This window comes from Kitasatospora sp. NPDC090091 (genome assembly GCF_044747365.1).
Lineage (GTDB): Bacteria > Actinomycetota > Actinomycetes > Streptomycetales > Streptomycetaceae > Kitasatospora.
The window spans coordinates 1-11,852 of the sequence record NZ_JBIVDY010000035.1 but is presented as its reverse complement, the minus strand read 5'-3'; the positions used below and the strand labels follow the sequence as shown (position 1 = coordinate 11,852).

Annotated in this window: 8 protein-coding genes and 1 pseudogene; all 9 read left to right on the top strand. The window is 73.0% G+C overall.

Translation table 11 applies throughout. The annotated features are described in order from the left end of the window. Positions 1 to 3: 3 nt before the first annotated feature. The 9 genes and pseudogenes from ACIPSC_RS36875 (at position 4) to ACIPSC_RS36835 (ending at position 9,443) form a co-directional block, all read left to right on the top strand. Positions 4 to 681 (top strand): hypothetical protein, encoded by a 678-nt coding sequence (locus tag ACIPSC_RS36875; RefSeq protein WP_400834023.1) that lies wholly within the window; start codon positions 4 to 6, stop codon positions 679 to 681. A gap of 80 nt (positions 682 to 761) precedes the next feature. After that, a pseudogene (locus ACIPSC_RS36870) lies at positions 762 to 1,046 on the top strand (cation transporter); the annotation flags it as partial. A 215-nt stretch (positions 1,047 to 1,261) separates the two neighbouring features. After that, complete coding sequence (locus ACIPSC_RS36865; protein WP_400834021.1) at positions 1,262 to 1,897, top strand: DNA-binding protein; 636 nt, start codon at positions 1,262 to 1,264, stop codon at positions 1,895 to 1,897. Then, positions 1,897 to 4,116: a hypothetical protein gene (locus ACIPSC_RS36860; protein WP_400834020.1), complete on the top strand. Its 2,220-nt coding sequence runs from the start codon at positions 1,897 to 1,899 to the stop codon at positions 4,114 to 4,116. The genes ACIPSC_RS36865 and ACIPSC_RS36860 overlap by 1 nt, the downstream gene beginning before the upstream one ends. Continuing rightward, positions 4,113 to 4,814 carry a helix-turn-helix domain containing protein gene (locus ACIPSC_RS36855; protein ID WP_400834017.1) on the top strand — a complete coding sequence of 234 codons (702 nt, stop codon included), beginning with the start codon at positions 4,113 to 4,115 and terminating at the stop codon, positions 4,812 to 4,814. Before ACIPSC_RS36860 ends, ACIPSC_RS36855 begins: the two co-directional genes overlap by 4 nt. Beyond that, positions 4,811 to 5,404 (top strand): hypothetical protein, encoded by a 594-nt coding sequence (locus ACIPSC_RS36850; RefSeq protein ID WP_400834014.1) that lies wholly within the window; start codon positions 4,811 to 4,813, stop codon positions 5,402 to 5,404. Before ACIPSC_RS36855 ends, ACIPSC_RS36850 begins: the two co-directional genes overlap by 4 nt. 84 nt (positions 5,405 to 5,488) lie before the next feature. Next, on the top strand, positions 5,489 to 7,840 hold the full coding sequence (locus ACIPSC_RS36845; protein WP_400834011.1) for a Helicase associated domain protein: 2,352 nt from the start codon (positions 5,489 to 5,491) through the stop codon (positions 7,838 to 7,840). An 87-nt stretch (positions 7,841 to 7,927) separates the two neighbouring features. After that, entirely contained in the window at positions 7,928 to 8,911 is a 984-nt protein-coding gene (locus ACIPSC_RS36840; RefSeq protein WP_400834008.1) for a hypothetical protein, read from the top strand. Between the two features lie 127 nt (positions 8,912 to 9,038). Continuing rightward, entirely contained in the window at positions 9,039 to 9,443 is a 405-nt protein-coding gene (locus ACIPSC_RS36835; protein WP_400834005.1) for a hypothetical protein, read from the top strand. Positions 9,444 to 11,852: the final 2,409 nt, after the last annotated feature.

The window sequence follows — 11,852 nt, the reverse complement described above, 5'->3', positions numbered from 1 at the left end:
AGAATGATCACCACCGTGAAGCCACGCGACGATTTCGACGAAGACTTCGGCCTCACCGGGCTCACGAAGTACCTCGCAATGCACCTCACGCTCCGGGACGAGGCCGCCACCCTCGACCTCATCCAGCGGCTTTCTCAACGGGAAGGGCCCGTGTACGCACAGGAGGTGCTGGACGACGCCCGACGCATGGCGCAGTCGCGCCTGCCGGAAGACGCGCTCGCGACCCTGTGGCTGGCGGCCAGCGGAGCGCGTTTCGACCCGGTGGGCTGCGGGCTCGGCATCCGCACGTGGCTGCACCGGGTCGAAAGCTCCTGCACTGCCTTCATCCGCCAGCGCGAGCTGTCCTTCGTCTCCGCGCTCTCGCCGACTGACCCGGACCCCGCGCTCCGGGCAGCCGTGCTGGCGGAGTTGCAGGGACTCGGGCCAGCGCTTGCCGAAGCGGCCGTAACCAGCCTCTGCATTCCGCCGCTACCTGGTCTGGTGCCCGCGTTGGAGGCGGGGGTCGACGAACTCGGCCCAGACCTCGGGTTCCGGCTCTTCCTGCGCGTTGTGAAGGTCTACTTCGTTCCGATCGGCGCGGCCCGGCTGAGCCGGTTCGAGGAGATCGGCCGCAGACTCGGCTACCACGAGTGGGTCGTCGAGGACGGAAACCTCAACATCTGGTCGGACCTGGAGGACTGACAGCGACATTACGCCCCGGATGGGTCCCTCCCACTGGGGCACGTCGAACGGCCGGTTTCCCGCGGATCTCGTGGGAAACCGGCCTGGACTCGATCATCGAGGTGTCCTCTGCCGCCGCGGTCGCCTGGCAGTTTCCCGCCCGCGACCACGCCGTGCGCGAGGCCTGCGAGAAGACCACCCTGAGGATCACCACTGTCCCCTTCTTCGCCCTCGCCGCCTACGTCACCGCCGACTCGATCCGGGTGCTCACCGGCATCGGCGAAGCCGAATGCTCCATCCCGAGCATCGTTCCGACCGCGCTCTCGCTCGCGGTGATGCCGTTCCTGTCCGCCGCCCAGCGCAAGGCCGGACGCGGCACATCGTCGCCGGCCTGGCCACCGCCCTGCGGGCCGGGGTCCTGACCGCGGACGCGGTCGCTACCTGGGTTGTGCCACGCGGCGCCGCCGCAGACAACGAGCTTGCTCGACCGCCCAGCCAAATGCCTATTTGACTTACTCGAACGGCGTGTGCGGCTGTCAGGGGTGGGGCGTAGAGTCGATTTAGCGTTTCAAGCTAGGTGAATAGGCGTGGAGGTCTGGGTGTGTTCGTGACGACCGGGCAGGCCGGGACGGCGCTGGGGTGCTCGATTCCGACGGTGAAGAAGCTGATGGCCACCGGCGTGGTCCCCGGCGTGCGCGCGACAGGCCGGCAGGTGTTCCCGCTGGCCGCGCTCCAGCAGTTGCAGGCCCGCCCGGTGGCGGATCTGGCTGCGTTCGTCGTTGCCGAGGTGGCGGTGCTACGTGCGGACGCCCCGCAGAGGGTCGACGAACCGGACCGGGAGTGGATCGGCTTCGGAGCCTCGCTGAGCCCGGAGCAACTGCTGGCTTCACTGTCGGGCTGGTGGCGGTGCGACCCGGCCCGGGTCGCGGTGCCCGCCGTGTTGCCGGTGACGGTGGCCTCCTTCGTCGTTGCGGTACTGACCGGCCTCACCGAGTGGGAGTCCGACGGCACCGTCGGCACTGCGGGCCGGTTCCGCTTCCCGAAGGCCCGCTTGGCCGGCTACCTGACCGATCTCACCGCCCCCGCCAACGCCGCCACCCCGGCCACCGCGGAGGACGCCTGGCTGGCGAACCTGCTGCTCGGTACCCGCCTGCCGTCGGTCTCGGGCGGCCCGATCGCCTACGTCTCCACCGCTGACCTTGCGGACCAGACCATCACCGAGGGGGAGCAGGCCTGATGGACCGTAAGACGTACACCGCCGAGCTCGCCGGTCTGCGCGAGCTGCGCACCGAGATCACGGCCGCCGAGAAGGCCGTCGCCGCCGCGCAGAAGGAGCTGGACAAGCTCACCGCCCAGCGCTCGCGCCGCGTGGCCGGGCTCGCGGGGTACGAGGGCGCCCAGGCGCCGGCCATCGCGAAGGCCTCCGGGCTGACGCTGGCCGATGTCGTGCGGATCGCCCCGCTGCTGGACCCGACCCCGGCCGCCGTCCGCGCCGCCAAGGCCGACGACCAGGCCGCCGTCACCACTGCACCCGCCCCGGCACCCGTGGCCGAGGCCGAGCCGGTCTCCGGGCCCGTCGCCGCGGTGGCCCCGGCGCTGACCCGCCCGGCCCCGACCGCCGCCGAGGACCAGGCCGTCGTCGAGCAGCCCGCCCCCACTGCCCCCACTGCCCCCACTGCTCCCGTTGCCGCCGCGCCGGTCGTCCCGCCGGTCCCGGTCGCCCCGGTCGCCGCTCCGGTGCATCCGATGGTCGAGGCCGGTCCGCGTGAGCTACCCGCCCTCCCCGAAGGCCCGGCGGGCGCGCGGTTCGAGGCCGTGACGACCGGTCTGGTCTCCAAACGCCCGAACTTCGTCCAGCAGGCCCGCAGCACGGTGTTCCTGGACGCGGCGGCCGGGACGCTCGCGGTCCGCGACCAGATCGTCCGGGTCGACCTCGGCGCCCGCACCCCGGGCGAGATCCTGGACGCCGTCCTGCACGCCGCGCCCGGCACCGAGCGCGTCTACATCACCGCCGGCGCCCCCTGGCACGACGGCGCCGAGCGCTACTCCACGCTCAAGGACGCCGTCGCCGCGTGGCTGAACACTCCGTCCGAGCGGTGGACGACCGCGGTCGGTTCGGGCCGGGACAGGCTCGCCGGGCACTTCGTCCACCAGCGCCAGCCCGTCGGCCGCTACGCCCCGGCCGCCGCGCCGGACAGCGGCAGCACGGAGATCCGGAGCATGGGGGAGTGGTTCGACCCGGACGGCGCCGACGTCGTGACCTGCCGGGACGCGTTCCGGCTGCTGTGGCAGGCGCTGCGCCGCCACTGGGACGACGCCGTCCTCATGGGCTCCCCGTCGCAGACCGGGCGGGACCTGTGGTCGCGCACCATCCCCACGACGGGCAAGTGGGCCGGCGGCTACCCGGTCCTCAGCGAGGAACTGCGGGGGCTGCTGCACGCGACCGGCGGTCAGGGTCGCACCGAGTTGATCCTGCCCCCGCGGGTGCCGGAGCAGTTGCCGGCGCTGGTGGAGTACGACCGCACCTTCGCCTACGCGAAGCACCTGTGGAAGTCCCCGGTCGGCACGCCCCGCCGCGTCACCGCGGCCGCATTCGCGACGATGACCGAGGCCGAGCAGACGAAGGCCCTGATGTCCTGCTCGCACTGGAACATCCGGGTCACCGTCCCGGCCGGCTGGAACCACGTCGGCCTCCTCCCGGCCCCGGTGACCGGTGACCGCGCCTGGATCTACCCGTCCCGGCCGGGGGAGACCTTCACCACCTGGGCGGGCGGGGCCGAGGTCCACCTCGCGCTCGCCAACCACCTGGGGCCGTGGAAGGTCGAGATTCTCGGCGGTCTGCTGTTCGAGGACGGCAAGCCGCTGGACGAGTGGGGCAAGCGCCTCAAGGCGGCCTGGGCGGACCTGACCAACCTCTCCCGGATCCACGGGGACGAGCGGCAGCGCACCGCCGCGTACCTCGCCTCCCGCGCGGTCCGCTCGGTGCTCCTGTTCGGCCTGGGCGGTTTCGCGCAGCGCCCGCGCCTGGTCTCCGGCACCACCCCGGTCGGCGAGGCGCTCCCGGCCGGGGTGGAGATCCTCGGCCAGGACAGCGAGGTCGTCACATGGCAGCGGCAGGCCGGCTTCTCCCGCGACCCGTACGCGCACCCCGAGTGGGCGGCCTACGTCTGGTCGGGAGCCCGCGCCGCGCTGCTGGACATGAAGTACCGCCAGGGCAAGGAGGTCATCGGCTACGCCGGTGCTCTCCACGCGAAGCCGGGCACGGTCGTGTACTTCGGCACGGACGGCATCGCGCTGACCGAGCGCCAGCCCTGGCCCTACCGCGGTGAGCCGGGCGACTACCTCCTCAAGGGGCACCTGACCGGCCCGGTGGAGCACCCGACCAGCCAGGAGGAGTACCTGAAGCTGCGCGGCCTGGGCCGCACCGAACTCGCCGAGAAGGGGGCTGACCAGTGAGTCCGGCCGACCCGAACAACCCGAACGAGGCCGCCCGGTTGACCCAGGAGCTGATCGACGCGGGCTTCACCAAGCGCCAGGTCGCCAAGATGCTCGGCCGCGACGCCAGCCTGGTCTCCCAGTTCTTCACCAAGGGCAAGGGCAAGGCGTTCGTGAACGCGCTGCGCCAGGTCGTCCGGGCGGTGAGCGGCGGCGAACGCGACACCGACGCGCTCGGCGCCGTCGCCCAGGAGAACGTGGAGCGGCGCCGCACAAAGACCGGCCAGAAGGCCCGGGTGCGGGGCAAGGACGTCGTGGGTGCGCCCGGCGAGAGCATGGCCGGCCGCGCCGGGAAGCAGGCCATCCGATCTGGCGCCTCCCATCTTGCTCCGGTGGTCCACGCGACCGGCCAGGCCGACGGACGGCTCGCATTCACGGTGCGGATGCGCGCCGACCAGTACACGATGCCGGCCGGCTCCATGGAGGACTCCCCGGGCCTGCGCCGCGGCTTCATCCCCCGCTCCGACGGCACGGAGGAACGCACCTACGGTTCCGCCTCCACCGGGGGCTTCGACGCGGCGGAGTGGTCCCAGCGGGTCGCCGAGCACCACGGCGACGTGACGGAGGCGATGAAGGCGTGGCTGGTGGAGACCGGCCGCGCCGTCGAGGACGCCGACATTCAGTACCTCGAAGTCCGGGCCTGGGTGCCCGGGGCGTGAGCACACCCCTCTACTTCGGCGAAGGAGTCAAGTGCGTGATGACGCAGGCGTGGGACTGGTCGTCCCTGCAGAGCATGAGCAGGCCGGTCTATGAGATCCCCCGGTACTTGGAGCTGCTGGTGTCCGGCAGCCCGCAGGCGAGCCGCGGGGCCCGCTCGGTCCTGTACTGCGAGGTCGCCAATCAAGGCCAGCTCTACACCGCGGCCGCGGCGTGCGTGGACTTCCTCGCCGGGTACGTCCGCGCAGGCGGGCGGCTGAACAGCGCCGCGCTCCGGATCCTGGAGGAGATCCTCAACGCCAGGACCCCCGGCTCCACCGTCGAGATCGACGGAAGGGCGGTCGACACCGCCGCGTACTGCCGGGAACGGACCCTTGACGTCATCCCCGACATCTTGCGCACCGCCGACCCGGTCGACCTTGACCAGTTCGACGCGGTCTGCTTCCTGATCCCCCAGCTCGCCGACTCCGTACCGCAGATCATCGACTTCCTGCACCGCCACGCCAACCACCCCGTCCCCGGTGTCCGCAAGCCCGTCCTCGAAGCGCTGGAAGAAGCCGAAGAGGTCGTACGGGACGGCCACAACCCCTGACGACCCGCCCCTCCACGCCACCGTCCGGCCGCACCACCCGCGTCCGGCACCACCCGAGCCAGATAGAACAGGAGACGCAACGCCGTGGAGACCGCCACCGCCACCGCCGTCCCGGCCGGGCTGCACATCCGGGCGCTCCCGGCCCCGGCACAGCCCACCACCGGCCAGGCCGCAGGCGCGGTGAACCCGCTGCCGCTGCACCGGTTCCAGAAGGACGCCGTCGCGGCCGCGGTGCGCGAGGTGAAGGACGGCGGCCGGGCCACGATCGTCGCGGCGACCGGCTCCGGCAAGACGCTGATCGCCGCCGGCTGCGCTCGGCGCCTGGCGGCCCGGGGCCGGGTGCTGGTGCTGGTTCCTACGATCGAGCTGCTGGAGCAGACCGCCGAAGCCTGGTCGCTTCGAGGCGGGCGCCGCGGGCTGGCGGTGGCGGCATGCTCGCGGGACGAAGCGCTGGAAAGCGCGGAGGCCGGCGGCCGCATCCACGCCCAGGTGACCACCCAGGCCGCCCGGATCACCGACCTCGTCAACGGCGCCCCCGACGACCAGCCGGTCACCGTCTACGCCACCTACGCCTCGCTGGAGCGCATCGTCGAGGCCCACCAGGGCTGGGGCCTGGCCCAGTGGGACGCCGTGATCATCGACGAGGCCCACCGTACGGCCGGTGCGGAAGGGAAGGCGTGGGCGGTCGTCCACGACGACGCCAAGGTCCCGGCGAAGCGCCGGCTGTACTTCACCGCCACCCCGCGGATCGCGGACGACCGGCGGGCGAAGGACGGCCTGGCCGACCTCGCAGACGGCCAGGAGCTGCCCGCCCTGTGCTCCATGGACTCGGAGGAGATCTACGGCAAGACCGTGTTCACCTGGACCCTCGGCCAGGGCATCGAGCACGGCTACCTCGCCGACTACCGCGTCCTGGTCCCCGTCGTCACTGACGAGGACCTGCGCGAGCTGCTGAACCTCCCCGCCGTCGCCGACCTGCGCTCCCAGCGCAGCAACGAGGAACTGCTGCGCCTGGCCCTGCAGATCGCGGTGCTGCGCGCCGTCGCCGACCTCGGCCTGCGCCGGGTCATCACCTTCCACTCCCGGGTGACCGCGGCCCGGGAGTTCGCCAGCACCCTGCTCGACGCGTCCGAGCTGCTGGAGGACGCGGAGCGTCCGGAGCGGATCTGGGCGAAGGCGGTGGCCGGCACCGACCGGCTCAAGGACCGCCGGGCCGCGTTCGCCGACTTCAAGGCCCACACCGGCGAGGACGGCGAGGAGTGCGGCATCCTCTGCAACGCTCGGCTCCTGTCGGAAGGCATCGACGTCCGAGCCGTGGATGCCGTGTGCTTCGCGGATCCGAAGTCGAGCGTCATCGACATCGTCCAGGCCGTCGGGCGGGCGCTGCGCCAGTCCTACCGCCAGGGCAAGGTGTCCTGGGTCATCATCCCGGTCTACCTGCCGACCCCGGAGGTCGGCGACGACACCGCCACCGCGCACCCGGCCGAGGTCCACGACGCCGGCGAGGCCGTGAAGGCCGAGGCCGACGCCGAGATCGAGGCCAGCTCCTTCCGCACCATCTGGCGGGTCCTGCGCGCGCTCGCAGCCCACGACGCCCGGGTGGTCGGCCGGATCACCGAGCTCCGCGCCTCCCGCTCCCAGGACACCGCGCACACCACCGTCACCAAGGCGGCCGAGAGCCGGGCCACCGGGGATGGGGAGGGCGAGGGCGAGCAGAAGCCGGCCCCGGTCGAGTCGCCGATCGAGTGGCTCAAGATCAATGCGAAGCAGCACGCGGCGAAGATCCTCCAGACCGTGAAGCTGAGGGCGTTCAACCCGCGCGCGGTCGAGTGGCAGCGCATGCACGCGGTCGCCGCCGTGTTCCACCTCCAGCACGGCCACCTCGACCCCACCGACAAGACGAAGCACGCCGAGCTGATCTCCTGGCTCACCCGCCAGCGCCACCTCTACGGCCAGGGCCTGCTCGATGCGGCCCGGGTGTCCGAGCTGGACACGCTCGGCATGATCTGGTCGAAGAACGCCAACGCCTGGGAGCGCGGCTACGCCTACGCGAAGGCGTTCCACCACCAGCACGGCCACCTCGCCATCCCCGCCACCGCGAAGCTCGACGACTACGCCGTGGGCGCCTGGATGCGCCGCCAGCGCAAGGCCGACAACCTCACCACCGACCAGGCCGCGAAGCTGGACGCGCTGGACGAGCTGTGGCGCCTGGAGCCGGACTGGAACAGGTCGTACCGCCGCCTGCTCGCCTACCTCGCCGCCGGCGGAACCCTCGACGGCCCCGCCAACCGCACCGGCGGCGAAGCCGACCCCGCGTTCCGCCCCGGCACCTGGCTCCGCAAGCAGGACAAGGCCCGCACCGAAGGGAAGCTGACCGACCACCAGGCCGCGCTCCTGGACGCGCTCACCAGGCACGCCGAGACCGTCACCGGCTGACCCACCCCGCAAGACCCCGCCGTCCCGGCCCACCGCAGGCCGGGACGGCCGCCCGTACCCGTCCCCGACCCCCGGAGGCACCGCGCGATGACCGACACCACCCGCCCCAACCCGGTTGCCCCGCCTCGGCTGGAGCTGGCCCTGCCCAGCAGCCGGCCCGCGCCCGCCGACCGGGACCTGGGCCGCCCGATCCTCGACTCCCCGCTCGTGCGCGGCTCGGTGTGGCTGCGCTGGTCCGGCCACGACGGCATCCGCACCCTCCACCAGGGCGCCGACCCCGCCCGCGGCTGGACCGAGAAGGACGTCGACGGCCTGGACGGCTGGGTGGCCCTGGTGGAGGGCCGGGTCGTCCTCGGCGCCCGCCCGGACGGCGGCCTGCCGGAGCCCGTTGTCCACGCCGAGGCGTGGGAGGCCGGCGCGACGCTGCACGCCGCCCTCACCCAGCACCCCGTCGAGGCCGACCACGCCCGGGACGAGGACGACGACCAGGAGCACGGGCTGCTCGGCGGCGTCCGCAGCCGGGTCCGCCGCCGGGCGGTCGGGATGACCCTGGAGAGCCTCCAGCAGGCCCTGCACCGGGCCCGGGAGGACGAGCGCGCCGCTGACCGGTACGCCGACGCCGGGGACGAGACCGCCTACGCCACCGCGGCCGACAGCTGCGCCGAGTGGCAGCGCGTGCGCGACCACACCGCCGAGACCCGGGCCGAGCGCTACGACCCCGACCACGACACCGCCCTCCAGCACGCGCTGCGCCGTGAGCGCCACCGCCAGGACGTCGCCGAATGCGCCCGCGAGGCCGCCCACCAGGCCCGCCAGACCACCGACCTGGCCCACCGCCGCCTCGCCGGCACCGCCGCCCAGCCCCTCTACACCGCCCTGGACCGGGCCGGCCTCTACAACCTGAGCGACGACGACCACCAGGCCGTCCGCGAACTCACCCGCACCCTCGACCCCGCCACGCTGCGCCAGGTCACGAGCTGGCTGGAGCGCACCCGTGCTGCGGCCTTCGCGCTGCGCGGCACCGAGCAGGCCCCGCCCGTCCGTCCCAGGGCGCGCCGCAGCCAGTTCTGACGGCCCCTCGGGGCCCCAGGCCCTGCCACCGCCGAGCGCGGCCCAGCCGGAAGTCACCGGCTGGGCCGCACTGCTCTGTCGACAGCGCGCCCGGCTGTCCACAGCCGACCCCGGCCAAGGTGGCGCCATGACGACGAAGAAGACCACAGCGCCCTGCCAGGCCCACGCCGCAGACAGCTGGGACACCTGCCCGGTGACGGAGCTGCGCACCGTCCAGACACGACTCCTGGCGCTGCTGGACCGCTACGCAGACGGCCCGCTGAGCATGGACTACCGGTTCAGCCCGGACGAGACCACCCAGCGGTCAATCCGCCTGCTCGCAGCCCTCCTGAACGTGCCGCCCAGAGCCGTACGCCGCCACGCCCGCGGCTCCCGCTGGCCCGCCGGCCGCAAACTGCGCCAGGCGGTGAACCACCAGACGCAGGAGGAGTTCTGCCCCGTGCGCCTGGCCGAGCGGGCAGCCAAGCAGGCCCGCGCGGAAGCGGCGGATGCCCGGCGCCGAGCCGCGCGCGCGAGCCACGGAGAGCAGTAGCTCACCCCGCTCACCCCCCACCGCAGGGTGTGACCTGTTGTTGTTGATGGGTGTGAAATGGCCTCTCACGGTGGGTTGTCTGGACCTTTGGTTGGTGCTGTCGGGTGGGTGTGCGGGGTCGGGTGTCGCTCGTGCTTTGGTGACTGTGTGTGGTGGCGGGTGGGGTCGGAGGTCTGCTGGGGCCGGTCGGGGGTCGGTGGGGTGTTGTGGGCGGGTTTTCGGGTGTGAATTCCGCCGGATATTTCGGTTCGGGTGTTTTGCCGAATTGGGCGGCGTGGTTTTTGGGGTTCGGGTTGGAATGGTCGGGTGGGGCCCGGTACGGGGGGTGGGTGTTCGGTTTGTGCCAGGGGTTCGGTCGGGCCGTCCCGCCGCCTCGCGGTCCGGGCCGGTGCTGTTCGTCGTCGCGGTCCGGGCGCTGCTGCTCTCCTCCGTTGCCGTCCGGGTGCCGCCGTCCGGGCCGCCGGCCTCGGTGGCTCCCCGCGCCTGCCCGGCGCCCGCCTGCCGCCCGCTGCGGCGCCCGGTCCGCCGTCCGGCGCTGCTGCCTGCTGCTGCGCCGTGGTCGTCGTCCTGGTCGGCCGCCAGGCCGTTCCGCTGTGCCCGGTTCGGTCGCGCTGCCCGTCGTCCGGGTCGGTCCGGGTGCTGCTGCGTCCTGGGTGTCGGGGGTGGTGGTGCTGGGTGGCCGTCAGGCCGCTGTGGAGGCCGTCCTGGTGGGGCTGGTAGCTGCCCCTCGGTGCTGTCGCGGCCCCTGTCGCGTTGGTCTGTCGCGGTGGGTGCTGTCGTGTGGTGTGACGTGGGCGGATACCTGGTTTCCCCTGTGTGTGGTCTGGGTGCGACAGCTTCCGCGACAGCCGTGGGGCGGGTGCCGTCCGGGGGTCGGCCGGATGGCCGGGCGTCGGACGCTGCCGGGGCGCCGACCGCCAGGCGCTGGTAGTCCTGGCCGCCGTCCCGGGGGGCGTCCGGGGCGGCCGGGTACGGCGAGGACGTCGGCCGTCGGGAAGGCCGGCCTTCTCGACGGCCTTCTGCTGGCGGTGGTGCTCGGCGGTCTGGTGGTGGGTGCAACGCGGGGTGCAACGCGGTGTTGCACTCGGCTGCAACACGGGGCCGTGTTGCGGGTCTGACCAGGTGTTGTGTGGCTGGGAGGGGCCGGGGCGGGCGTGTTGCGGTGCCGTGTTGCACCCGCCGCGCCCGGTCTGCCGGCCTCGACGTCTGCCCGCGCCGCGCGCCGCCTGGTGCCGCGCCCCGCTGCTGCGCCCTGGTCGCCGTCCTGGTCGGCCGTCAGGCCGGTCCTGCTGCGCCCTGGCCGCCGTCCTGGCCGCTGTCCAGGCCGGTGCCCTTGGAGGCGCCCTGGCGGTCGGTCCAGGCCGCCGTCCTGGCCGTGCTGGTCCCTGGGTTGCCCGGCCGTCTCCGGGCTCGTCTGGCCGCCGTCCTGGTCGTCGCGCCGCTGCGCCCTGCTCTGCTGCCCTGGCTCCGGTGTTCGGTTTGGTGGTGCTGCTCCGGGAATTGCCGGATTGACGGCGCGCGCTGTTTTTCGGGCGGTCTGGATTGGCGGTCGTGGTGTCGGTGGCGAGGACCGTAGGCCCCTTTCCTGCGTGCCTGAATTGGATTTCTGCCCGCTGCGCCGCTCGGGGATTTCGGGGAGCGTCCAGAAAGGAATCAGGAAGGGAATTCATATTCCCGTCTCTGGTGTCACCGGATAGTGCCGGGATGGACGGTTGCCGCGAGTCTGCTTGTTCGCGTCTCGGGCCCGATCGAAAGCCGGTAGGATAGAGCCGTTCGGCGTTCCGGGAAACGCCGCCGGATGCGCTTCGGATGCCGGTTCGGTATCTGCGGTTGAGGTGCCGTCAGGGGCCGCCGTGCGGGGCGCCCGTGAGGGCCCGCCACGGGGCCGGGGAGGACCGAGCCGGACGGGCGGGCCCGGGAGAGCGGGCCGGAGGTGGGGTTGTGGCCAGTACCGGAAGTTCGCGACACATCGTCAACGCCCGGCGCCGCAGGGCCGGGCCGGCACCCCCTCCCGATCGGGGGAAGGGGCCGCTACCCGAGTTTCGCGTCACATCGTCAACGCTCGCCCCGGGCGCAGCCCGGGAAACCCTGCCAGCCAATCGGCCCGTAGGGCCGCCGAAAGGCCAGCCCAGGAAAGGCGGAAAGCCGACCGATCGACGGGCCGTAGGCCCGGCGCATTGCCCCGGGAATGGCGGAGCGCAGCGACGCCCGACACTCGCCACCCAACTGCCAGCACACGCCCACGAATTCGCCACCGGCGAATTCCCCCAGCCACCCGCCGCCCGCCGAGGCGCAGCCGAGGCCACACCACGCAGGGTGACGCCGTAGGCGGCACCCCCCGGCTGACGCCGCGTCAGCGGCGCCCCGGCCGCCAGGCCGGGGATAAGGCCCTTTAGGGCCTTCCGCCCC

Excerpts from the sequence above, each read along its gene's own strand:
- ACIPSC_RS36875 (WP_400834023.1), top strand. The coding sequence starts at position 4 with ATGATCACCACCGTGAAGCCACGCGACGATTTCGACGAAGACTTCGGC.
- ACIPSC_RS36860 (WP_400834020.1), top strand. The coding sequence starts at position 1,897 with ATGGACCGTAAGACGTACACCGCCGAGCTCGCCGGTCTGCGCGAGCTG.
- ACIPSC_RS36840 (WP_400834008.1), top strand. The coding sequence starts at position 7,928 with ATGACCGACACCACCCGCCCCAACCCGGTTGCCCCGCCTCGGCTGGAG.
- ACIPSC_RS36835 (WP_400834005.1), top strand. The coding sequence starts at position 9,039 with ATGACGACGAAGAAGACCACAGCGCCCTGCCAGGCCCACGCCGCAGAC.